19 protein-coding genes and 1 tRNA gene are annotated in these 22,366 nt (G+C 59.0%); 13 read left to right on the forward strand and 7 right to left on the reverse strand.

Features of this window, described 5'->3' with window-relative positions:
* Nucleotides 1–28: 28 nt before the first annotated feature.
* Nucleotides 29–544: a glycine cleavage system transcriptional repressor gene (locus BN1139_RS01085; protein ID WP_005350673.1), complete on the reverse strand. Its 516-nt coding sequence runs from the start codon at nucleotides 542–544 to the stop codon at nucleotides 29–31.
* 196 nt (nucleotides 545–740) lie between these two features.
* Between BN1139_RS01085 and BN1139_RS01090 the strand changes: the two genes are divergently transcribed.
* The 5 genes from BN1139_RS01090 (at nucleotide 741) to BN1139_RS01110 (ending at nucleotide 6,693) form a co-directional block, all read left to right on the forward strand.
* Nucleotides 741–1,619: a DUF2726 domain-containing protein gene (locus tag BN1139_RS01090; protein ID WP_005350675.1), complete on the forward strand. Its 879-nt coding sequence runs from the start codon at nucleotides 741–743 to the stop codon at nucleotides 1,617–1,619.
* Between the two features lie 268 nt (nucleotides 1,620–1,887).
* Nucleotides 1,888–3,309 (forward strand): sigma-54 dependent transcriptional regulator, encoded by a 1,422-nt coding sequence (locus BN1139_RS01095; RefSeq protein ID WP_005350678.1) that lies wholly within the window; start codon nucleotides 1,888–1,890, stop codon nucleotides 3,307–3,309.
* A gap of 106 nt (nucleotides 3,310–3,415) precedes the next feature.
* Complete coding sequence (locus tag BN1139_RS01100) at nucleotides 3,416–4,450, forward strand: sensor histidine kinase (protein ID WP_005350683.1); 1,035 nt, start codon at nucleotides 3,416–3,418, stop codon at nucleotides 4,448–4,450.
* On the forward strand, nucleotides 4,447–5,790 hold the full coding sequence (locus BN1139_RS01105; protein ID WP_005350684.1) for a sigma-54-dependent transcriptional regulator: 1,344 nt from the start codon (nucleotides 4,447–4,449) through the stop codon (nucleotides 5,788–5,790). Before BN1139_RS01100 ends, BN1139_RS01105 begins: the two co-directional genes overlap by 4 nt.
* Before the next feature lie 141 nt (nucleotides 5,791–5,931).
* Complete coding sequence (locus tag BN1139_RS01110) at nucleotides 5,932–6,693, forward strand: Nif3-like dinuclear metal center hexameric protein (protein ID WP_005350685.1); 762 nt, start codon at nucleotides 5,932–5,934, stop codon at nucleotides 6,691–6,693.
* Between the two features lie 222 nt (nucleotides 6,694–6,915).
* On the opposite strand, the gene purN is transcribed toward BN1139_RS01110, so the two are convergent.
* Nucleotides 6,916–7,554, reverse strand: coding sequence for a phosphoribosylglycinamide formyltransferase (purN, locus tag BN1139_RS01115; RefSeq protein ID WP_005350686.1), 639 nt, complete (start codon nucleotides 7,552–7,554; stop codon nucleotides 6,916–6,918).
* Nucleotides 7,551–8,588: a phosphoribosylformylglycinamidine cyclo-ligase gene (gene purM, locus BN1139_RS01120; protein ID WP_005350687.1), complete on the reverse strand. Its 1,038-nt coding sequence runs from the start codon at nucleotides 8,586–8,588 to the stop codon at nucleotides 7,551–7,553. The genes purN and purM overlap by 4 nt, the downstream gene beginning before the upstream one ends.
* Nucleotides 8,589–8,764: 176 nt before the next feature.
* Between purM and upp the strand changes: the two genes are divergently transcribed.
* The 3 genes from upp (at nucleotide 8,765) to hda (ending at nucleotide 11,365) form a co-directional block, all read left to right on the forward strand.
* On the forward strand, nucleotides 8,765–9,391 hold the full coding sequence (gene upp, locus BN1139_RS01125) for a uracil phosphoribosyltransferase (RefSeq protein WP_005334115.1): 627 nt from the start codon (nucleotides 8,765–8,767) through the stop codon (nucleotides 9,389–9,391).
* Nucleotides 9,392–9,541: 150 nt separating this feature from the next.
* A complete protein-coding gene (locus BN1139_RS01130; RefSeq protein WP_005350688.1) occupies nucleotides 9,542–10,561 on the forward strand; it encodes a DUF2066 domain-containing protein in 1,020 nt (339 codons plus the stop codon).
* A 102-nt stretch (nucleotides 10,562–10,663) separates the two neighbouring features.
* Nucleotides 10,664–11,365, forward strand: coding sequence for a DnaA inactivator Hda (gene hda, locus BN1139_RS01135; protein WP_013723920.1), 702 nt, complete (start codon nucleotides 10,664–10,666; stop codon nucleotides 11,363–11,365).
* A gap of 106 nt (nucleotides 11,366–11,471) precedes the next feature.
* Here the strand turns inward: hda and aceA are convergent, their stop codons facing one another.
* The 4 genes from aceA to BN1139_RS01150 form a co-directional block, all read right to left on the reverse strand.
* Complete coding sequence (gene aceA, locus BN1139_RS01140) at nucleotides 11,472–12,785, reverse strand: isocitrate lyase (protein ID WP_005334111.1); 1,314 nt, start codon at nucleotides 12,783–12,785, stop codon at nucleotides 11,472–11,474.
* Nucleotides 12,786–12,858: 73 nt separating this feature from the next.
* The gene (gene aceB, locus BN1139_RS01145; protein WP_005350690.1) at nucleotides 12,859–14,466 is read right to left on the reverse strand and encodes a malate synthase A; all 1,608 of its coding nucleotides are present in this window, start codon (nucleotides 14,464–14,466) and stop codon (nucleotides 12,859–12,861) included.
* A 688-nt stretch (nucleotides 14,467–15,154) separates the two neighbouring features.
* Nucleotides 15,155–15,295 carry a hypothetical protein gene (locus BN1139_RS21565; protein WP_005334106.1) on the reverse strand — a complete coding sequence of 47 codons (141 nt, stop codon included), beginning with the start codon at nucleotides 15,293–15,295 and terminating at the stop codon, nucleotides 15,155–15,157.
* Between the two features lie 223 nt (nucleotides 15,296–15,518).
* A tRNA-Pro gene (locus tag BN1139_RS01150) sits at nucleotides 15,519–15,595 on the reverse strand.
* 249 nt (nucleotides 15,596–15,844) lie between these two features.
* On the opposite strand from BN1139_RS01150, the gene tadA reads away from it, so the two are divergent.
* The 5 genes from tadA to phoU all read left to right on the forward strand — a co-directional run bounded on the left by tadA (nucleotide 15,845) and on the right by phoU (nucleotide 22,274).
* Nucleotides 15,845–16,402 (forward strand): tRNA adenosine(34) deaminase TadA, encoded by a 558-nt coding sequence (gene tadA, locus BN1139_RS01155; RefSeq protein WP_041979902.1) that lies wholly within the window; start codon nucleotides 15,845–15,847, stop codon nucleotides 16,400–16,402.
* Between the two features lie 204 nt (nucleotides 16,403–16,606).
* A complete protein-coding gene (locus BN1139_RS01160) occupies nucleotides 16,607–18,844 on the forward strand; it encodes an ABC transporter permease subunit (RefSeq protein WP_005350696.1) in 2,238 nt (745 codons plus the stop codon).
* Between the two features lie 32 nt (nucleotides 18,845–18,876).
* Nucleotides 18,877–20,526 carry a phosphate ABC transporter permease PstA gene (gene pstA, locus BN1139_RS01165; RefSeq protein WP_005350700.1) on the forward strand — a complete coding sequence of 550 codons (1,650 nt, stop codon included), beginning with the start codon at nucleotides 18,877–18,879 and terminating at the stop codon, nucleotides 20,524–20,526.
* 133 nt (nucleotides 20,527–20,659) lie between these two features.
* Entirely contained in the window at nucleotides 20,660–21,478 is an 819-nt protein-coding gene (pstB, locus tag BN1139_RS01170; RefSeq protein WP_005334102.1) for a phosphate ABC transporter ATP-binding protein PstB, read from the forward strand.
* 85 nt (nucleotides 21,479–21,563) lie between these two features.
* Nucleotides 21,564–22,274 carry a phosphate signaling complex protein PhoU gene (phoU, locus tag BN1139_RS01175; RefSeq protein WP_005334097.1) on the forward strand — a complete coding sequence of 237 codons (711 nt, stop codon included), beginning with the start codon at nucleotides 21,564–21,566 and terminating at the stop codon, nucleotides 22,272–22,274.
* The last annotated feature ends 92 nt before the right edge of the window (nucleotides 22,275–22,366 follow it).

The following is a 22,366-nucleotide window of genomic DNA, read 5'->3' on the forward strand; positions in this document are numbered from 1 at the left end:
AATATATGACAAATAAATGACAGTATTGTTACTGCTCGCTGAACGCTTCGTCGATGTCGACCACCAGATCGTCGGAGAGGGATTCCAGCGCGGTGATCAGCGTATCCATCGCGAGCCCGTCTGGCAGGGCAACCAGCGCATGGGCATAGAAGAGCGGGGCGCCGGAGTGGGGAGCCGGTTCACAGCCGGTGGTAAGATCGGCCACGTTGATCTCGAGCTGGCGCAGGATGCTGGCAACTTCGTGGACGATGCCGGGGCGGTCGTTGCCGGTCACCGTCATCATGACTTGATGGGCTGGCTCGGTGGTCGGTGTCCCTTCGGCAAAGCTGATGGTCAGACCCGGTAGCAGGGCCAGTGCTTCGCACAGGCTGCGATAGTGCTCATCGGGGACAGAGACATGGAGGATACCAGCAAACTGGCCCGCCAGTTCGCTCATGGCGCTGCCCAGCCAGTTGCCCTGCTCGCGGCTGATGACTGCAGCCAGACTCTCGACGATCCCGGGTTTGTCTGCACCGATCACGGTGACCACCAATTGTTTTTGCATCCTGCTCTCCTTGAAATGGGATTTCTTGCTCTATCCCTATTGTGCCTGCTGGGACTGGTCATATGAACCCCCGCCTGCTGACAAATAGATAAAAAGACGGGACTTTTCACTTTCTATACACGGGTCTGCTGCCTTGCTCCGTGGCGGCTGTGGTAAAGTGATTCCCCTTTCGTGTCGTGAACTGGATCGTGCTCTCATGAATACCCTTGTCCTATCGGGATTGTTGTTGCTGGCGCTGCTTGTGCTGGCGATCTTCTGGAGCAGAGGCAGACAGCAAAAGCGCCTGCCCTATGATGTGCAGGAGACCCTGTTCAGTCCCGCCGAGCGATCCTTCCTCGGGGTGCTGGATCTGGCGGTGGGTGACAAGGCCCGGGTCTTTGCCAAGGTGCGGGTGGCCGATGTGCTGACGCCGCAGGCCGGGATCGGCAAAAGCAAATGGCAGCAGTACTTCAACAAGATCAGCGCCAAGCATTTCGACTATCTGCTTTGCCACCCCGCGGATCTCTCCTTTATCTGTGCCATCGAACTCGATGACAGCTCCCATCGTCACCAGAAGCGCAAGGCGCGGGATCTCTTTCTGAAAACCGCCTGCGACAGCGCCGGTCTGCCGTTGCTGCAGATCCCGGCAAGTGCCAGCTATCTGGTGGAAGAGCTGCGCGAACAGATCCTGCCGCTGCTGGTCAAAACCAGCGAACCATTGATCGACGATCTGCCGCACGGGGCGCGCCGCGAGCCGACGTTCAACCCTCTGCTGCTGGACGGCGTGGATGTTGGTGCCGGGATGCGTGACCGTACTGCCCATGCCGAGGCGATCTCGCCTGCGTCGCTCCGCGAGTCCGCCATTCAGGCCAAGGGGGGGGTGGAGACGCCGCAGAGTGAGGGTGAGCTGGTCGATGGCTTGTTCGCCGATGTAGAGGATGACGAGGAGCATGAAGTACACCACTGCCCCCGTTGTGATGCGCCGCTGGTGGAGCGGGAGGCGAAAAAAGGCCCCCACGCCGGTCGACTCTTTCTGGCTTGCAGCCGTTTCCCCGAGTGTCGTTACGCGGCACCGCACCACCATAATCGCCACTGAATGCGCTTCACCGTGTCCCATGCTGCCCTCTGACGAGGGCAGTTTTCTTTCCGCTATTGGCGGCGTTTGTTAACGGCGCCAATGCAGAAAATTCCTCGGCAAAATTTATCTAATCTCCCGTTTCTGTCGATACACTTAGCCTGAATACGACAATTTTTGACAATGTGTCGGAATTTTGGCACTTTGTGTGCCTGCAAAAAGACAGTCAGTAGCTGTTTTATCATTAAATAAAACAATAAGTTAGTTCAGGACATCGCGAGGAATGGATATGGTGGAGATGGGCGTGTTGATTGTTGATGCCGATGCGCAGCGGCGCCAACAGTTGGGAACCGTGCTCTCGTTTATGGGGATCCCGTGGCAGGAGGTGGCACAAAGCGATCTGGATGTGGCCATCGAATCCTCCGGTCCGCTGCAAGGGGTGCTGGTGGGTGAGCTGACCGACCGTCCCTTGTCAGAGCTGCTGGCTGCCTTCCCTCGCACGCCATTCCTCTCGCTGGTTGAGGCCGACCTGCCCAACAGCAACTTTATCGGGGTGGCGCTCTCGCCTTTTACCTATGAATCCCTCACCCGTCATCTGCACTTCTGTCAGGCCTTTGTATCCTTGCATCCCCGTCAGCAGACCCATGACAAGGGGCAGGCCCTGCTGCGCTTGCTGGTGGGTAAAGGGAAGGGGATCCAGGAGGTACGCCGCCTCATCAGCCAGGTGGCCGAGACCGATGCCAACGTGCTGATCCTCGGCGAGTCCGGCACCGGTAAAGAGGTGGTGGCTCGCGCTATCCACGAACTCTCTTCCCGCAGCAGTGGCCCCTTCGTGCCCATCAACTGCGGCGCCATTCCGGCCGAATTGCTGGAGAGCGAACTGTTCGGCCACGAGAAGGGAGCCTTTACCGGCGCCATCGCGGCCCGTCGCGGTCGCTTCGAGCTGGCGCAGGGGGGCACCCTGTTTCTCGACGAGATCGGCGACATGCCGATGCCGATGCAGGTCAAACTGCTGCGGGTATTGCAGGAGCGGCTGTTCGACCGGGTCGGTGGCGGCAAGCCCATTCAGGCCGATGTGCGCATCATTGCGGCTACCCACCGGGATCTGGAGGCTATGATCCGCACTCAGGGTTTTCGTGAAGATCTCTACTACCGCCTCAACGTCTTCCCCATTGAGACGCCGCCGCTGCGTGATCGCATCGACGACATTCCGCTGCTGCTGCAGGAGCTGCTCAACCGCCATGCCGAGCAGCACCACGGCTTTATCCGGCTGACCCAGCGGGCGCTGGAGTCACTGATGCAGTACCCCTGGCCCGGCAACGTGCGCGAGCTATCCAACCTGCTGGAGCGGCTGTTGATCCTCTACCCGCACCAGATTGTCGATGTGGCCGATCTGCCGAGCCGTTATCGCCTGCTGCCGAGCGAGCCGCGGGATGAGCGGCTGACCGAGATGGATGAACGGGATGCGCTGGCGGCGGTGTTTCAGGATCCGCCCGAGCTGGATCACTCCCTCGCCTCGGCCCGCACCATGCAGTTGCCGGAAGAGGGAGTCAACCTCAAAGAGATGCTGGCCGACCTTGAAGTGGAGCTGATCCGTCAGGCGCTGGAGTCTCAGGACGGGGTGGTGGCCCGCGCTGCCGATCTGCTCGGCATGCGCCGTACCACTCTGGTTGAGAAGATGAAAAAGTACGGGATGAGCAAGGACGTCTGAGGGTCAAAGTCTTGACGCTAATGCGCAATTCATTGTTTTAATTCATATATTTTAGTGGCATGGAAATTGAATAACCTGACCCAATAGCCAGTTTGAGGTCAGGTTTATGACAATCCAGCAGCAGGACATGCCACTCCAGTCCCACGAAGTGAGCCAGCTCTATGCCATCTTCAAGGCGCTCCCCACCGGGGTGTTGCTGCTTGACGGGGCTGGGGTGGTCACCCGCGCGAATCCGGCGGCCATCTCCCTGCTGGGGGAGCCGCTGGAAGGGGAGCTCTGGCGTCACATCATTGCTCGCTGCTTCGAGCCGCGCGAGGATGATGGCCACGAGATCTCCCTGCGCGACGGGCGCCGGGTCCAGCTCTCGACCCAACCGCTGCCGGATCAGCCCGGCCAGCTGGTCTTTATCAATGACCTGACCGAAACCCGTAAACTGCAAGACCGCATCAACCACATGAAGCGGCTGTCGGCGCTGGGCAATATGGCGGCCTCGCTCGCCCACCAGATCCGCACACCGCTCTCTGCTGCCATGCTTTATGCCGCCAATCTGGTCAACCGCACCCTCAAGCCGGAATCTCGCACTCAGTTTCAGCAAAAGCTGATGGCCCGTTTGCAGGATCTGGAGAAGCAGATCAACGACATCCTGCTGTTCGCCCGCAATGGCGACAATCAGGTGGTCACCCCCATCTCGGTACAAGGGCTGCTGGCCGAAGTGCAGGCCGGAGCCGAGGCCTTCTGCCAGCAGCAGGGCTGCGAGCTGCACATGGAGGCGCCGGAGCCCGATCTCTGTCTGCTGGCCAACAGCAGTGCGCTGGCGGGGGCCATCAACAACCTGATTGCCAATGCCCAGCAGGCAGGGGCCACCTCACTCTTGGTCAGCGCGGTGCGCAGCGGTGCCCGGGTGGAGGTGCGGGTCATCGATAATGGCAAGGGGATCCCTTCCCATCAGCTCGGTCAGGTATTCGAACCCTTCTTTACCACTCGCTCCCAGGGCACAGGTCTCGGGCTGGCGGTGGTGCAATCTGTAGTGCGTGCCCATCAGGGGGAGGTCGGTGTGGCCTCGGTTCCCGGTGAGGGCACCTGCTTTACTCTGTCGTTCCCCCTGCACCAGCAACCGGTGCAGCTTGGAGGTGTAGCATGACACAGGCCAGGATCCTGGTAGTTGAAGATGACAATGGCCTGCGCGAAGCGCTGGTGGATACCCTGTTGCTCGGCGGTTATGAGTGCCGTGAAGCGGACAGCGGCGAGCGGGCTCTGCTGGCCCTCTCCCGTCAGCCGTTTGACATGGTGATCTCCGATATCCAGATGGGGGGAATGGACGGCCTCACCCTGCTGGCGACCATTCGCCAGCAATATCCGCAGATACCCGTGCTGCTGATGACCGCCTACGCCAACATCGACGGTGCGGTGCGCGCCATGCGTGAAGGGGCCATCGACTATCTGGCCAAGCCATTTTCGCCGGAGGTGCTGCTTAATCAGGTCAGCCGCTATGTGCCCGCCCAGAAGGTGGAGAAGCGCGCCGTGGTCTACGGGGATCCCAAAACTGCCGAGCTGTTCCAGCTGGCGACCCGGGTGGCCAGAAGCGAAGCGACCGTGATGGTGACCGGCCCGAGCGGAACGGGTAAAGAGGTGCTGGCCCGTTACATTCACGATAACTCCAGCCGCGCCGAGCAGCCCTTCGTCGCCATCAACTGTGCCGCCATTCCGGAAAACATGCTGGAGGCGACCCTGTTTGGCTACGAGAAGGGGGCCTTCACCGGTGCGGTGCAGGGGTGCCCGGGCAAGTTCGAGCAGGCGCAAGGGGGCACCCTGCTGCTTGACGAGATCACCGAGATGGATCAGGGGCTGCAAGCCAAATTGCTGCGGGTGTTGCAGGAGAAAGAGGTGGAGCGGCTCGGCAGTCGCAAGATGATCCCGCTGGATGTGCGGGTCATCGCCACCAGCAACCGGGATTTGAAAAAAGCGGTGCAGGATGGTCTGTTCCGCGAAGATCTCTACTATCGCCTCAACGTCTTCCCGCTGCGCTGGTCTGCTCTGTGCGAGCGGCCCGGCGACATTCTGCCACTGGCGGAGCATCTGCTGGCACTTCATGCCAGTCAGCAGGGGTTGCCGACACCACAGTTGACAGATGCCTCGCGGGAGCGGTTGCTGGCCCACCTCTGGCCCGGCAACGTGCGGGAGCTGGATAACGTGGTACAGCGCGCCCTGATCCTCAGCCCCGACGGGGTCATTGATTGTGACCACCTCATTCTGGAGGAGCTGGACGAGCAGGAGATGGAGTTTGTCAGCGTCGAGCGCAGCTATGGTGGCGATCGCCTCGGCAGCGAACTCAAGCAGCAGGAGCACCAGATTATCCTCGACACCCTGCAAGATTGTAACGGCAGCCGCAAGGCGGTGGCCGACCGGCTCGGCATCAGCCCGCGCACCCTGCGCTACAAACTGGCCCAGATGCGGGAGGCGGGGATCGATCTGCCAGCCTGAGGCCGGGAGGGAAACCGCACTGTGTGGGGGCTGTCATGGTCTTGACGGCCCGGCTCGATTATCATGGGGCCCTTGGCGCTTTGAGCCTGGGCCCTGTTTTTATTGGTAAAGCAGAGGACCGAGCCTTAATAAGGGACCCCTATGATCTCTCATCGAAAACTCGAAACCGTACTGAACCATCTGCTCGAACCGCACGCCATCAAGGATTACTGCCCCAACGGCTTGCAAGTGGAGGGGCGCGAGCGCATTCGCAAGGTGGTGACCGGTGTTACCGCCAGTCAGGCGCTGATCGACGCGGCGGTGGCTGCCGAAGCCGATGCCATTCTGGTCCATCACGGCTACTTCTGGAGCGGTGAACCGGCCCAGATCACCGGCATGAAGCAGCGTCGGCTCAAGACCCTGCTGACCCACGATATCAACCTGTTTGCCTACCATTTGCCGCTGGATGTTCACCCCGAGGTGGGTAACAACGCCCAGCTCGCCAAGCTGCTCGACATCAAGGTGCGTCGTGGTCTGGAGCCGTGGAACAGCAAGAGCGTCGCCATGGTGGGCAAGCTGGAAGAGCCGATGAGCGGCCGCGATTTTGCCAAGCTGATTGCCGAGCGCCTTGGCCGTGAACCACTCTATTGTGGCGATACCGGCCCCGAGCTTATCCGTTCCGTGGCCTGGTGCACCGGCGGCGGTCAGAGTTACATCAATCTGGCGGCGGAGCAGGGCATCGATGCCTTTATCTCCGGCGAAGCCTCAGAGCAGACCATTCACACCGCTCGCGAGATGGGGATGCACTTCTACGCCGCGGGCCATCACGCCACCGAGCGTTACGGCGTCAAGGCGCTGGGGGAGTGGCTGGCGACCGTGCACGGGCTGGATGTCACCTTTATCGATATCGACAATCCGGTCTAAACCTGTCCACGATCTGGCTACGAAACCGTGATCAAGGCTCATGTGCTGCTCGGAATCCTCACGTATGTCTATACGCTCCGGTTCCTGTGCTGCTCTTCACCTTGTTGACGGTTTCTCGCTGCAGGTCGTGAACAGGTTTAAGCCTGTGCCTGTGGTGGGAAAATTCAGGAAATAAAAAGGAGGCCATCGGCCTCCTTTTTCACATTTCGACAAGACGTCTGCTTACTCGCAGGCGTAACCAGCGGGGCCCAGCAGGGCGCCATCCAGTTGCACGGCGCCATCTACCATCTGCAGCCTGCCTTCGCAGAACCAGCGCACCACCAGCGGGTAGATACTGTGCTCCTGCGCCTGTACTCGTGCCGCTACCTCGTCCGCCGTGTCTCCTTCAAAGATGGGCACGCGGGCCTGCAGGATCACCGGGCCGCCATCCAGTTCTTCGGTCACGAAGTGGACACTGGCGCCGTGTTCACTGTCACCGGCATCTATGGCGCGCTGGTGGGTGTGCAGGCCCTGATACTTGGGCAGCAGGGAGGGGTGGATATTGATCATTCTGCCGGCGAAATGGCGCACCAGATCGCCGCTCAATATCCGCATAAACCCGGCCAGCACCACCAGATCCGGCTGATAGTCTGCCATCAGCGCCAGCAGGGCGGCGTCATACTCCTCCCGGCTGGCAAACTGCTGCTGGGCCAGAATGGAGGTCGCCACGCCAGCTTCTTTGGCGCGAACCAGACCATAGGCATCGGCCTTGTTGCTGATGACGCCGACCACTTCACCGGCAATCTTGCCGCTGGCGCAGTGGTCGAGGATCGCCTGCAGGTTGCTGCCGCTGCCGGAGATTAGGACGAGGATCCGCATCATTTGATGACGACCTGCTCCTCACCGTCTGCTGCCTTGGCGATATGACCGATGTGCCATGCGTTCTCGCCTTCTGCCTTGAGCAGGGTCAGCGCCTTCTCCAGCTGGTTGGCGGGCAGGGCGATGATCATGCCGACGCCGCAGTTGAAGGTGCGATACATCTCGTGACGGGTGACGTTGCCAGCCTGCTGCAGCCAGCTGAACACCGCCGGCCACTGCCAGCTCTGCTCATCGATCACCGCTTGGGTGTTGGCGGGCAGGACACGGGGGATGTTCTCCCAGAAGCCACCGCCGGTGATGTGGGAGAGGGCGTGGATCTCGCACTCCTTGATGAGCTTGAGCACAGGTTTCACATAGATGCGGGTCGGCTCCAGCAGGGCGTTGGCCAGAGTGGTGTCACCCAGCGGCTGATGCACGTTGGCTTTGGAGACTTCCAGAATTTTACGGATCAGGGAGAAGCCGTTGGAGTGAGGGCCGCTGGCAGCCAGCGCGATCAGGGCATCCCCTTCACCGACCTTGCTGCCGTCGATGATTTCGCTCTTCTCCACCACACCGACGCAGAAACCGGCGATGTCGTAGTCTTCCCCTTCATACATACCCGGCATCTCGGCGGTCTCGCCGCCCACCAGGGCACAGCCTGATTGCTCGCAACCGGCACCGATCCCGGTGACTACCGCGGCTGCGGTGTCCACGTCCAGCTTGCCGGTTGCATAGTAGTCGAGGAAGAACAGCGGCTCGGCGCCCTGTACGATCAGGTCATTGACGCACATGGCCACCAGATCGATGCCCACGGTGTCGTGCTTCTTCAGGTCGATGGCCAGCCGCAGCTTGGTGCCCACACCATCGGTACCGGAGACCAGTACCGGCTCCTTGTAGCCCGCAGGGATTTGACACAAGGCCCCAAAGCCGCCAAGACCACCAAGGACTTCAGGACGACGAGTGCGCTTTGACACGCCCTTGATACGTTCAACCAGTGCATTGCCGGCATCGATATCTACGCCAGCATCCTTGTAGCTCAGTGAGGTTTTGTCAGTCACGAGTATTCCCCGTCATGTAAAGAAGTGGAGGGTAAAATTCGGGGCGTATTCTAACAGTGGCGGTGAAAAACCAGAAAGGAAATCGTTTGCGCGTTTTTGCGCGGAAATGCTCTACAAGCGGTGGCTTTTGTTGTATGATTCCGCGATTTTTTTGCGGCAGGTTAGAGGAGATAATAATGAAAGTCGTTGAAGTCAAACACCCCCTGGTCAAACACAAGATCGGTCTGATGCGTGAAGGCGATATCAGCACCAAGCGTTTCCGTGAACTGGCCAAAGAAGTGGGCAGTTTGTTGACCTATGAAGCGACCTCTGACTTCGAAACCGAGAAGGTTATCATCGATGGCTGGAATGGGCCAGTAGAAGTTGACCAGATCAAAGGCAAGAAGGTAACCGTCGTACCTATCCTGCGTGCCGGCCTTGGCATGATGGATGGCGTGCTGGAGCACATGCCGAGTGCCCGCGTCAGCGTGGTCGGTATCTACCGCGATGAAGAGACCCTGCAACCGGTTCCCTATTTCGAGAAGATCGTCAGCAACATCGAAGAGCGTCTGGCGCTGGTCATTGACCCGATGCTGGCCACCGGCGGCTCCATGATCGCCACTATCGATCTGCTGAAGAAGAAAGGCTGCCAATCCATCAAGGTGCTGGTACTGGTTGCCGCGCCGGAAGGGATCAAGGCGCTGGAAGCCGCTCACCCAGACGTAGAGCTCTACTGCGCTTCTGTCGATCAGGGGCTGAACGAGAAAGGCTACATCGTGCCGGGTCTGGGCGATGCAGGCGACAAGATCTTCGGTACCAAATAAGTTTATGCCTTGACCTGCTTCCCATGTGGAAGGGGTGATCGGAGCCGGCGCATCGCCGGCTCTGCTGTTTGTGGCCGCTTGTGCCAGCCTTGCCGCAGGACGCGCCTTGCCGCTACCATAAGCACACTCTCCCATTTCGAGACTCTGTTCATGTTCAAACGTGTTGTGACCGCCCTCTGCTGCGGCTTGTCATTCATGGCCTCGGCCGCTCAGGTGACCGACCTCTATCAGGGCAAGGCCCCGACCAGTGGCGACATGGTGGCCGCTCAAGGGCAGGCACTGGGTCAGGTGCTGATCAAGGTCACCGGCAAGCGCGACATCCTCACCCAGCCGGTGGTGGTCAAGGCGCTGGCTGCCCCGGGCGACTATGTCAAAAGCTATGGTTATCAGGATCAGGACTCCATCAAGTATCTGAAAGCCGAGTTCAAGAGTGACAAGGTCAACAGCCTGGTCTCCGAGAGCCAGTTTGCCCTGCTTGGCCCGGCTCGTCCCCAGATGGCGATCTGGCTGGTGGTGGATCAGGGGGAGCGTCACCTGCTGGCGGATCAATCCAGCGATGGTTGGGCGCAAGCCTTGCGCGAGCAGGCCCAGACGCTGGGGCTGCCCATCAGCATTCCGCTGATGGATCTCGATGACAACATGGCGGTCAGTGCCACCGATGTCTGGGGACGCTTTGCCGACCCGATTTTGCAGGCAAGCCAGCGCTATGGCGCCGAGATGGTGGTGTTGGGCAAGCTGACACCGGAAGGTGACAAGTGGAGCATCGATTGGGGACTCTACGGCCCCAAAGCGGCCGGTGAAGTGGCCGAGCTGACCCGTGGCAATAACACCGGCACTCAGGCCGAAGTGGCGCAAGGGTTTGCCGATACCCTGGCGGCCTGGCTAGTGAAAAACTACGGTGCCCGCATTTCTGGTCCGGCAACCAGCCAGACCCTGGTGGTAGATGGCCTCTCCGAAGTGGACAGCATGATCGCCGTGCAGAAGATGCTGCAGGGGATGGCCAACGTCAGCAAGGTGGCGATCGGCAAGCTGGAGGGGGACCAGGTCACCTTCAACTTTACCCTGCAAGGGGAGCAGGCCGAGCTGGTGCGGGCACTGCAGCTTGAGAGTCGTTTGCGCAAGGTTGACGATAATGGCAGCGGTTTGCGTTACCAATGGTCGCAGCCCTGATTTTATAAGGCTTTTGTAGACCGCCCGGCTTGCCCGGGCGGTTCTCTATCTGCCTTTGCGATGATACACTTAGCCACAAATGTCACAGTCAAAGCCCAACGAGTGAAGCAACCGGCCCAACTGTCTTTAGCCGTACAACTACCGGATGATGAAACCTTCGTCAGTTTTTATCCCGGCAACAATGCTCATCTGATCACCGCCCTCAAGAATGCGGCCATCGGTCAGGGATCGCCTTTCCTCTATTTCTGGGGAGCCAAGGGATCCGGACGCTCTCATCTGCTCCACGCCACCTGTGCCGAGGTCAACGCCCGCGATGCGGCGGCGGCCTATCTTTCCCTCGATCAGTTTGAACAGCTCGATCCCAGTATGCTCGATGCCCTCGAAAGCTTGCCGCTGGTCTGTCTCGACAGCCTTGAGGCGATCGCCGGCAATGCCGTGTGGGAGCGGGCGCTGTTTGACTTTTACAATCGCTGGCAAGAGAAGGGGGAGGGGACGCTGGTGGTCACCGGCTGCAGCGCACCGCGCAAACTGGGACTGCAACTACCGGATCTCGCTTCGCGCCTCGACTGGGGGGTGAGTTTCCATCTCGAAGAGCTGGATGACGAAGGCAAGCTCAGTGCCCTGCAGCTGCGTGCCGAGCTGCGGGGCTTCAAACTACCCATCGATGTGGGCCGCTTCCTGCTCAACCGACTCTCCCGCGATATGCGCACCCTGCTTACCACTCTCAATCAGCTCGACAACGCCTCATTTCGCGCCAAGCGCAAGCTGACCATTCCCTTTGTCAAAGAGATCCTCGAGCTCTGAGCCTCTCGACTGTGTGCGGTTGTGCGCCTGACTTTCGTTTGAATTACAGATAAAAAGAAACCCCGGCATCAGGCCGGGGTTTTGCTATCTCAAAGGGCTCTGCCTATCAGTGGAACTGATCTTCTTCGGTGGAGCCGGTCAGCGCGGTGACCGATGATTGGCCACCCTGAATCACGGTGGTCACCTTGTCGAAGTAACCGGTACCAACTTCCTGCTGGTGTGCCACGAAGGTGTAGCCACGGCTGGCGGCGGCAAATTCCGGCTCCTGCACCATCTCGACGTAGTGCTTCATCCCTTCGCCACGGGCGTACTGGTAGGCCAGCTCGTACATGTGGAACCACATGTTGTGGATACCCGCGAGGGTGATGAACTGGTACTTGTAGCCCATGTCGGAGAGCTCCTGCTGGAAGCGGGCGATGGTGGCATCGTCCAGATTCTTCTTCCAGTTGAAGCTCGGGGAGCAGTTGTAGGCCAGGATGCGATCCGGGAACTTAGCCTTGATTGCTTCGGCAAATTTACGCGCTTCGTCCAGATCCGGCTTGGCGGTTTCACACCACACCATGTCGGCGTAGGGGGCGTAAGCCAGACCGCGAGCGATGGCCTGATCGATACCGGCACGCACCTTGTAGAACCCTTCAGCAGTGCGTTCGCCAGTCAGGAAGTCTGCATCGTACGAGTCAGCGTCAGTGGTCAACAGGTCAGCGGCGTTGGCGTCGGTACGGGCGATCACCAGGGTGGTGGTGCCGCACACATCGGCTGCCAGACGGGCAGCAACCAGCTTCTGCACCGCTTCCTGAGTCGGTACCAGCACCTTGCCGCCCATATGACCGCATTTTTTCACTGATGCCAGCTGATCTTCGAAGTGCACGCCAGCGGCGCCCGCTTCAATCATCCCCTTCATCAGTTCGAAGGCGTTCAATACGCCACCGAAACCGGCTTCCGCATCGGCCACAATCGGCAGGAAGTAGTCGATAAAACCCTCATCCTGCGGCCCGACTTTGTTGGCCCACTGGATCTGGTCGGCGCGGGCGAAGGAGTTGTTGATGCGCTCCACCACGGACGGTACCGAGTTGGCCGGGTAGAGGGACTGATCCGGATACATGGTGGAGGACAAGTTGTTGTCCGCCGCCACCTGCCAGCCGGAGAGGTAGATCGCCTCGATCCCCGCTTTGGCCTGCTGCACCGCCTGACCACCGGTCAGGGCGCCGAGGCAGTTGACGTAGCCTTTCTTGGCGTCGCCGTGGATCAGGCCCCACAGCTTGTCGGCACCGCGCTGAGCCAGGGTGTGCACCGGCTGCAAGCTACCGCGCAGGTTTACCACATCTTCGGCGCTGTAGCCGCGCTTGATCCCTTTCCAGCGGGGGTTTTCCGCCCAGTCTTTCTCGATAGCCTGGATCTGTTGCTCACGGGTCAGTGCCATATCAGTTCCCTCTTTCATTGATTTCACGTTTCCATTGACTTGTTATTGGCGAGCCCCGCTGGGGGCCCGTGATTCAGAGCCGCTCGTAACCGGGCAGCGTCAGAAAATCGATCAGGGTATCGGCGCAGGTGATCTCTTCCATCAGCTCGCTTGCCTCGGCAAAGCGTCCTGCCTGCCAGCGCGCAGTACCCACCTCGGCTTTGACCACCTCCAACTCCTCGGCCAGCATCTGGCGGAACAGCTCCTTGGTCACCACCTTGCCATTCGACAGACTCTTGCCGTGGCGGATCCACTGCCAGATGGAGGTGCGGGAGATCTCGGCGGTGGCGGCATCTTCCATCAGACCGTAGATGGGCACGCAGCCGTTGCCGTTGATCCAGGCCTCCAGATATTGCAGGGCGACCCGGATATTTGTACGCATGCCTGCTTCGGTCCGCTCGCCCTCACAGGGGGCCAGCAGGTCGGCGGCAGTGATGGGGGCATCCTGCTCGCGCAGCACTCCGATCTGGTTCTTGGCACCAGCAGCAATGGTGGCGTTGAACACCGCCATGGCGGTGTCGGCAAGGCCAGGGTGGGCGACCCAGGTACCGTCGTGGCCGTTGTTGGCTTCGCGCTCCTTGTCGGCCTTGACCTTGGCGAAGACCTGCTTGTTGACGGCCGCGTCTTTGGCCGGAATAAAGGCGGCCATGCCACCCATCGCCAGCGCACCGCGCTTGTGACAGGTCTTGATCAGCAGCCGCGAGTAGGCGGAGAGGAACGGCTTGTCCATGGTCACCACCTGACGATCAGGCAGTACCCGATCCGGATGGTTCTTCAAGGTTTTGATATAGCTGAAGATGTAGTCCCAGCGGCCGCAGTTCAGCGCAACGATGTGATCTTTCATCTGATAAAGCAGCTCATCCATCTCGAATACGGCTGGCAGGGTTTCAATCAGCACGGTGGCCTTGATGGTGCCGCGGGGCAGGCCGAACTTGTCCTCGGTCCAGGCGAATACCTCGCTCCACCAGCGCCCTTCCAGATGGCTCTGCAACTTGGGCACGTAGAAGTAGGGGCCCGAGCCTTTGGCCAGCAGCGCCTGATAGTTGTGCAGGAAGTAGAGAGCAAAATCGAACAGGCCGCCGGGGATGGGCTCGCCATCGAAGGTGACATGTTTTTCCGGCAGGTGCAGACCGCGTACCCGGCAGATGAGTACCGCCGGATTGGGGGTCAGGGTATAAGCCTTTCCTTCCGGACTGGTGTAAGAAATGGTCTCGTTGACTGCATCGCGCAGGTTGATTTGACCCTCGATCACCTTGTTCCAGGCGGGGGCCAGTGAGTCCTCGAAGTCCGCCATAAACACCTTGACGTTGGCGTTGAGGGCGTTGATCACCATCTTGCGCTCGACCGGGCCGGTGATCTCCACACGGCGGTCTTGCAGGTCGGCGGGAATGCCGCGAATGGTCCAGTCACCTTCACGGATGTGGGCGGTTTCCGGCAGGAAGTCCGGCAGCTCGCCGCCATCGATACGGGCCTGGCGTGCCACACGTTGTTTCAGCAATTCCCCTCTTTGGGGAGCAAAACGTTCCACCAGTTCGGAGATCAGAGCCACCGCGTCCGGCGTCAGAATTTGCGCGTATTCGGGCTGCATCTCGCCCTGGATGCGAAGGCGGGCGCTGCAGTGGGTCTGAGCCGGTGCCGACATAAGGTTCACTCCTTTGAGAATTACATTTTGAACTTACTAACTACGACTAAAGTCGAATCCCTGTTCCTGAAACGTTCCCGCAACAACGGGATAACACGATTGATAAGGTGCGAAATATTGTTGATTACGTCAACAGTTTTTTTTAAACACCTGTTTTTTGTATATGGTTAAGTTGATGTTTTTTATTGCTTTATTGGGTTGGTATAAAAACTCTACGCAGATGGTTATGCTCCTGCTTTTTCCCATCGGACAACGGCTAATTTGGGCCGTTACCCTGCCCCTCGTTTTGTAACTTATTACGTAATAAAATTACAAATGCAAAAACAAATCCCGACCTAACTCCAGGCTTTGCCAAAACAGCCGTATAAAGCGCGTTTGAATGTGGCAATGAATGTTTTGCTAATGCTAGACCTGATTGGTGAACGTGCGTTTTAAACTTGGTGTGGTGATGCAGGCTCTGTTGGCACCAGCGGTTGCAGCGATGGAAAGTGAAGTGCAATAACGTAGGTTTGTATCAGTTGTCGGGGGGAATGCCGGGGAGGAAAGGGGGATATACATCAGTCAATAATACTGCCATCCTTGATAGAATTAGCAGTTTGTCGTTTTTTGCAGATTTCTCGCCAAGGACCTGAAACGGAGAGCGTTGAACAGGCGATGTGCCGGTGATTGAGCAGCCATCTGGCCGGGCTCAATAGTCATCATCCGGTTCGGCCAGATCGATCACATCCAGCTGGATGACCTGTTCATTTTCGCTTTCGGTGTGGCAAGGGGTGTCGTGAGGAACGGAATAAAGCGTAATGGCGGGTGCGAAATCGGTGTTCTGGTTCATGCCTGGTCCTGTGTTGCACGCAAGCCGGACAGTGATCCCTTCACTTGTTTTTCCACCTCCCTGTGTTGTCTACCGGCGGAAAGTTGCGCATCTTAATGAGTTCGGCAAAAAGATTCAAGTGGTTCTGAGTGTTTTTTGTTCTTGGTAGGCTGGCGTTGTCAGGAGGATAAATCGGAGGCAAAAAAATAGCCCAGTCGTTTGACTGGGCTATTTTCGGGGAAAATGGTCGGTGTGAGAGGATTCGAACCTCCGACCCTCTACACCCCATGCAGATGCGCTACCTGGCTGCGCTACACACCGACGGAGTCAGACTCGGCTGACGGGGAGGAAGTCTAATAGCATGGCCAAACGGGTGCAACTCCTTTTTTATCATAGAGATGCCGATTGCTTCTTTATTGCTCAGTCGGGATGCGGCTTGGGTCTGACGTGCAGATTTGGCATAATCGCCGCCCTGTATCCGCGAGCTATCATGCCTGCTATCTATGGAATCATCTGACAGGTATGGATAGCTGGAATGCAAACAGCACAATTGAACAATATAAAGAGGGGATGGGCGTGAAACCATCAGAGGTCCCAGAAATACCGAGTCAGGCACAGAGTCAAACCGAGCAGGACGAACAGTGGATGCGCCATGCCATGGCATTGGCCGCCCGGGCCGAAGGGATTGGCGAGATCCCGGTCGGTGCTGTACTGGTGCTGGATGGTCAGGTGGTGGGCGAGGGGTGGAACCGCTCCATCAGTGAACACGATGCCTGTGCCCATGCCGAGGTGATGGCAATCCGGGCGGCGGGCAAGCAGCTGGCGAACTACCGGCTGCTCGACACCACTCTTTATGTGACGCTGGAGCCCTGCTGTATGTGTGCCGGTGCGCTGATCCATAGCCGGGTCAAGCGGGTGGTTTACGGCGCCCGAGATCTCAAGACCGGTGCCGCGGGGTCGGTGTTCGAGATCTTGCAGGACCCGCGCCACAATCACAGCGTCGAGCTGATCGGCGGTGTGCTGGCCGATGCCTGCTCGGCCCAGTTGTCGGCCTTCTTCAAGCGCCGTCGCGCCGAGAAAAAGGCGGCCAAACTGGCGCTGCAACAATCAAACGATACCCTTTCCTGAACCATTCGGGGGCAGCGCAGGCTGCCATTGCTGATTATCTGCATAAATACCCCTTTATAAACAATATATTACGCTCGCCCGCCTTCGAAGGAATCCCCGCCCATTTTTCCGCTAACAACCTCTGTTAAAGCGTTCTCGATGTAACAAAACTGTCATGCAACCGCCATATAATGCCGCGAAGCCTAGCTTACATTGAGGTCTTGCATGTCATCGGAATCGTTAAACCTGGTCATGGCGGGCAGTAGAAAACGCCGGATCAAGGATAAATTGGCCAAATATGGCGTCACCACAGGCGGAGCCCTGGTACTGGTGGCGCTGCTGCTTATCTTCTTTTATCTGCTCTATGTGGTGAAACCCATCTTCAATGGCGCCTCCATGGAGCCGACCGCCTCGTTTACCCTGCCTGCCGCAGGGAAGACCGCCTGGCTCGGCGTGGAAGAGCAGAACGAGATCGGCTATCGCTTCAGCGATAAAGGGCAGGTCAACTTCTTTGCGGTGCAGGGAGATGACAAGATCAAGGTCGGCCAGTCACTGGGTCAGGCCCAGGTTGCTGGTGACATCACCACGGTAGCGACCCCTGCTCCTGGTCAGCGGCTGATCGCCTACGGCTTTGCCGATGGTAAGGCGCAGGTCGTCCAGCCAGCGTTCAAGGTCTCCTATCCCAACGATGTGCGGGTGATTGAACCCAGCCTGCAATATCCCTTCGGCGAAGAGCCTGTGGTGATCGACCCGCAAGGGAAGGCACTGCAACTGATGGTGTTCGAAGCCACCAAGGACAAGATGGCGACCGCCGCCGTGACCGAAGATGGTCGTGGTGTGATGACGGTGATGAGCGGTGAGGAGAATTTCATCTCCGGGGAGATTGAGTGGAGCAGTGAAAACTACACGATTCCCTCCCTGCCGCGCCATGTGGATCAGATGTTGCTGACCCCCAATCTGCGGATCCTGTTCGTGCGCGAGGGTAATCGCCTCTCCGTCTATGACATTCATAACCTGAGCGAAATCTCCCTGCGCAACGTGTTGGAGATCAATGCCCCCAACGCCAATGTGACCCGGGTTCAGCTGCTCTCCGGCGCCTCTTCACTTCTGGTGGGTAATGACAACGGCGTGATTTCCCAGTGGTTCGAAGTGGCGAAGGATGGCAAACGCCAGTTCACCCAAATTCGTGACTTCAAGGGCGATGGCGCGGTAGATCTGCTGACTCCCGAGCACTTTCGCAAAGGCTTCATCAGTGCCGACAAGGACGGCATCATCAGCTTCTTCCACGCCACCGGCGAGACCAAGCTGCTGACTGAGACGGTGGAAGGGGGCGAACTCTCTGCCCTGGCCATCTCCCCCCGTCACAATCTGTTGCTGATGCAGCAAGGGAATACCTTCAAGCTCTTCTCGGTGGAGAACGAACACCCCGAAGTGACCTGGTCTGCCCTCTGGCAACAGGTGTGGTACGAAGGGTATCCGGAGCCCCAGTATGTGTGGCAATCCACCTCCGCCAGCAACGACTTTGAAGCCAAGCTGAGTTTGGTGCCGCTGGTATTCGGTACGCTGAAAGCCTCTTTCTACGCCATGGTGTTTGCTGTGCCACTCGGCGTGGCTGGTGCCATCTATACCGCCTACTTCATGTCGGCGGGGCTGCGCAAATACGTCAAGCCGACGGTCGAGATCATGGCGGCGCTGCCGACCGTTATCCTGGGCTTCCTGGCGGGTCTGTGGTTGGCGCCGATCATCGAGGGGGCGCTGCCCGGGGTGATCCTGCTGCTGGTATTGCTGCCGATGGGGATGCTGCTGACTGCACTGCTCTGGAACTATCTGCCGGAGCGCGGCAAGTCCTTGCTGCCGGAGGGGTGGCACGCCATCCTGCTGATCCCGGTGCTGCTGCTGATTGGCTGGGGTGCCTTCGCCCTGAGCCCGCTCATCGAGAATGCCTTTATGCACGGCGATTCGCGCATCTGGCTGACCCACGAAATGGGCATCAAGTTTGACCAGCGTAATTCGCTGGTGGTCGGTATCGCCATGGGCTTTGCGGTCATCCCCACCATCTTCTCCATCGCTGAAGATGCGGTCTTCTCGGTGCCCAAGCACCTGACCCAGGGCTCGCTGGCACTGGGTGCCACCCCGTGGCAGACCCTGAGCCGGGTGGTGATCCTCACCGCGAGCCCGGGCATCTTCTCTGCGGTGATGATGGGCCTTGGCCGCGCCGTGGGCGAGACCATGATCGTGCTGATGGCTACCGGCAATACCCCCATCATGGACTTCTCCATGTTCCAGGGGCTGCGCACCCTCGCCGCCAACATCGCGGTGGAGATGCCGGAATCGGAAGTGGGCAGCTCCCACTATCGGGTACTGTTCCTCGCGGCCTTCGTCCTGTTTGTGTTCACCTTTTTGTTCAACACCCTGGCCGAGTTTGTCCGTCAGCGGTTGCGTGAAAAATACAGCTCGATGTAAGGGGCGACTCTGTAATGGACAAGGAATCGACAATGGGTAAGTGGTTTAAATCAGGGGCCCCCTGGATCTGGATGACTGGCGGTGCCGTCAGCCTGAGTCTGGTGGCGGTACTGGGTCTGCTGCTGCTGATCGGCTGGCGTGGTCTGGTCTACTTCTGGCCGCACCCCATCTATGAGTGGCAGCTGGAAGATGCCAGCGGCAACAAGAGCGTACTGATCGGCGAAATCAACGATCGCGAGCAGGTTCCGGTGGAGCGACTGCGCGCCGCAGGTCTGGCGCTGGAAGGGGAAGATCGCGAGCTGCTGACCCGCTATCTGGTCAAGACCGGCAACCGCGAGTTTGTTGACCTCGATTTTCGCTGGGTGCTGGAGACGGACATCAAGTCCCAGAGCCAGCCAGCCGAGCTGGCCATGGTTGAGCGTGCCACCAACGGCAACTTCTATGGCTATATCGTCGGGGTGAAAGAGGATGGCCGCGAGCTCACCTCTGATCTGCATCCTGCCCTGCAGCGGGTGCTGGCGCGAGCCAATGCCCTTTCAGAACAGGCCAACGATCTGCAAAAAGGGGACATCGGCAGCATCAACTATCAACTGGAGCGGCTGCGCCTGAAAGAGCGCAAGGCTGAGCTGGATGACAAGCTGACCGATCAGCTCAAAGCCGAACTGGCCAGCGAGCGTCAGGCCCTCAACGATCGCTATCAGGTGCTGGAAAAAGAGCTCTTCTCCCTGCGCAGTCAGGCCGATCGCGACGCCATCACCGTCAAAGATATGCGTGGCGAGCTGGTGACCATGCCGATGTCCAAGGTACTGGACGTGGTATGGCCTAACGATATGAGCCTGCTGGCCAAGGTGGGTCACTGGTTCCATCAGATCGGCAAGTTCGTCTCTGACGATCCCCGTGAAGCCAACACCGAGGGCGGGGTGTTCCCGGCCATCTTCGGCACCGTGTTCATGGTGTTCCTGATGGCGATCATCGTGACCCCGCTGGGGGTGGTGGCGGCAGTCTACCTGCACGAATACGCGGGCAAGAACAGCCTGACCAAGATCATCCGCATCGCGGTGATCAACCTGGCGGGCGTGCCCTCCATCGTTTACGGCGTGTTTGGTCTGGGCTTCTTCGTCTACACACTCGGCGGTTCGTTAGACCAGCTGTTCTACCCGGAAGCGCTGCCGAGCCCGACCTTTGGCTCACCCGGCGTGATTTGGTCGGCGCTGACCCTGGCCATCCTGACCCTGCCGGTGGTGATTGTCTCCACCGAAGAGGGGTTGGCGCGGATCCCGAGCACCATCCGTCAGGGCTCGCTGGCACTGGGCGCCACCCAGGCCGAGACCCTGTGGCGCATCGTGCTGCCGATGGCGAGCCCAGCCATCATGACCGGCCTTATTCTGGCTATTGCCCGTGCAGCCGGTGAAGTGGCGCCGCTGATGCTGGTGGGGGTGGTAAAACTGGCACCGACCCTGCCGATGGATGGCAACTTCCCGTATCTGCATGTGGAGCGCAAGTTCATGCACCTGGGCTTCCACATCTATGACGTCGGCTTCCAGAGCCCCAACGTCGAGGCGGCCCGCCCGCTGGTCTATGCCACCTCCTTCCTGCTGGTGACGGTGATCGTGGGTCTGAACCTGACCGCTATCGGTATTCGTAACCACTTGCGCGAGAAATTCCGGTCGCTGGAGCATTAATCCGGCGCCGCTTGAGTGATACAAGAGTGAGATAACAGAGGGGCGGCCGAGCGCGAGCCGCCATCTCTCTGCACCAATACGTGAGGGGCGCCGGCAGCTGTCCGGCCACTCCAGATAGATTTTGAGGTAACAGATGATCAACGTAACGACCACGTCTACCCAGCACACCGCGCTGGACCTGCTCAACCTGACCCCGGAGCAGACCGCGCTGGAGGTGAAGGATCTCAACCTGTACTACGGCAGCAAGCAGGCGTTGTTCAACGTCAACATGAAGATCCCCAAAGGGCAGGTGACCGCCTTTATCGGCCCGTCAGGCTGTGGCAAATCGACCCTGCTGCGCTGCATCAACCGGATGAACGATCTGGTGGAGATCTGCCGCATCGAGGGAGAAATCCAACTGCACGGCCATAACATCTATGACAAGAGCGTCGATGTTTCCGCCCTGCGCCGTCAGGTGGGCATGGTGTTCCAGCGCCCGAACCCGTTTCCCAAGTCCATCTACGAAAACGTGGTCTATGGTCTGCGCCTGCAGGGGATCAACGATCGTCGCACTCTGGATGAAGCGGCCGAGCGCTCCCTGCGCGGTGCGGCCCTGTGGGACGAGGTGAAGGATCGTCTGCATGACAACGCCTTCGGTCTCTCCGGTGGTCAGCAGCAGCGTCTGGTGATTGCCCGCGCCATTGCCATCGAGCCGGAAGTGCTGCTGCTCGATGAACCGACCTCGGCGCTCGACCCCATCTCCACCCTCACCATCGAGGAGCTGATCAACGAGCTCAAGAGCCAGTTCACCGTGGTGATCGTGACCCACAACATGCAACAGGCTGCGCGCGTGTCGGATCAGACTGCCTTCATGTATATGGGCGAGCTTATCGAGTACTCGGATACCAACACCATTTTCACCACCCCGGCCAAGAAAAAGACCGAAGATTACATTACCGGTCGTTACGGCTAAGGAGAGGAGAGGATGAATCTCAGCAAACAGATTGGCAGTCGGTTCAACGGCTAAGGCATAATCGGAGCAATCAAGGATTATTTGTATGGACAATATGAACCTCAATAAACACATCTCCGGTCAGTTCAATGCCGAGCTAGAGAGCGTGCGCAACCAGGTGCTGGTGATGGGCGGTCTGGTGGAGCAGCAGCTCACCGACGCCATCGCAGCGATCCACGATCAGGATCTCGATGCGGCGCGGAAAATCGTGGCCAACGACCACAAGGTCAACGCCATGGAAGTGGCGATCGACGAGGAGTGCACCCGCATCATCGCCAAGCGTCAGCCGACAGCCTCCGACCTGCGACTGGTGATGGCCATCATCAAGACCATCACTGATCTGGAGCGCATTGGCGACGTGGCCGACAAGATCGCCCGCATGCTGACCGACAACGCCAACAAGCCGCAGCCGCCGCTGGTGTCGCTGGAGAACATGGGCCGTCGTACCATCAAGATGCTGCACGATGTGCTCGACGCTTTCGCCCGCATGGATCTGGATGCGGCGCTGGCGGTCTACAAGGAAGATGACAAGGTAGACCGCGAGTACGAGTCCATCATCCGCGAGCTGATGACCTATATGATGGAAGATCCCCGCACCATCCCCCAGGTGCTCAACGTCCTGTGGGCGGCGCGTGCCATCGAGCGGGTCGGCGATCGCTGCCAGCACATCTGCGAGTACATCGTCTACTACGTGAAAGGCAAGGATGTGCGCCACACCAAGGCGGATGATCTGGGCACCTTGCTGGGCAAGGGCTAACCGGAAGTGAATAAAAAGGCGCGTGAAGCGCCTTTTTTGTTGCATAACTGGTCGGAGTAAGATAAAGCCCCCAACTGGCTGTTTTCTGATAG

It is taken from the genome of Aeromonas veronii bv. veronii (assembly GCF_000820225.1).
GTDB lineage: Bacteria > Pseudomonadota > Gammaproteobacteria > Enterobacterales > Aeromonadaceae > Aeromonas > Aeromonas veronii.

Excerpts from the sequence above, each read along its gene's own strand:
- upp (WP_005334115.1), top strand. The coding sequence starts at position 8,765 with ATGAAAGTCGTTGAAGTCAAACACCCCCTGGTCAAACACAAGATCGGT.
- BN1139_RS21565 (WP_005334106.1), bottom strand. The coding sequence starts at position 15,295 with ATGAACCAGAACACCGATTTCGCACCCGCCATTACGCTTTATTCCGTT.
- pstA (WP_005350700.1), top strand. The coding sequence starts at position 18,877 with ATGGGTAAGTGGTTTAAATCAGGGGCCCCCTGGATCTGGATGACTGGC.
- BN1139_RS01085 (WP_005350673.1), bottom strand. The coding sequence starts at position 544 with ATGCAAAAACAATTGGTGGTCACCGTGATCGGTGCAGACAAACCCGGG.
- aceA (WP_005334111.1), bottom strand. The coding sequence starts at position 12,785 with ATGGCACTGACCCGTGAGCAACAGATCCAGGCTATCGAGAAAGACTGG.
- BN1139_RS01105 (WP_005350684.1), top strand. The coding sequence starts at position 4,447 with ATGACACAGGCCAGGATCCTGGTAGTTGAAGATGACAATGGCCTGCGC.
- BN1139_RS01100 (WP_005350683.1), top strand. The coding sequence starts at position 3,416 with ATGACAATCCAGCAGCAGGACATGCCACTCCAGTCCCACGAAGTGAGC.
- pstB (WP_005334102.1), top strand. The coding sequence starts at position 20,660 with ATGATCAACGTAACGACCACGTCTACCCAGCACACCGCGCTGGACCTG.
- BN1139_RS01160 (WP_005350696.1), top strand. The coding sequence starts at position 16,607 with ATGTCATCGGAATCGTTAAACCTGGTCATGGCGGGCAGTAGAAAACGC.
- tadA (WP_041979902.1), top strand. The coding sequence starts at position 15,845 with ATGGGCGTGAAACCATCAGAGGTCCCAGAAATACCGAGTCAGGCACAG.
- aceB (WP_005350690.1), bottom strand. The coding sequence starts at position 14,466 with ATGTCGGCACCGGCTCAGACCCACTGCAGCGCCCGCCTTCGCATCCAG.
- BN1139_RS01110 (WP_005350685.1), top strand. The coding sequence starts at position 5,932 with ATGATCTCTCATCGAAAACTCGAAACCGTACTGAACCATCTGCTCGAA.
- purN (WP_005350686.1), bottom strand. The coding sequence starts at position 7,554 with ATGATGCGGATCCTCGTCCTAATCTCCGGCAGCGGCAGCAACCTGCAG.
- BN1139_RS01130 (WP_005350688.1), top strand. The coding sequence starts at position 9,542 with ATGTTCAAACGTGTTGTGACCGCCCTCTGCTGCGGCTTGTCATTCATG.
- BN1139_RS01090 (WP_005350675.1), top strand. The coding sequence starts at position 741 with ATGAATACCCTTGTCCTATCGGGATTGTTGTTGCTGGCGCTGCTTGTG.
- BN1139_RS01095 (WP_005350678.1), top strand. The coding sequence starts at position 1,888 with ATGGTGGAGATGGGCGTGTTGATTGTTGATGCCGATGCGCAGCGGCGC.
- phoU (WP_005334097.1), top strand. The coding sequence starts at position 21,564 with ATGGACAATATGAACCTCAATAAACACATCTCCGGTCAGTTCAATGCC.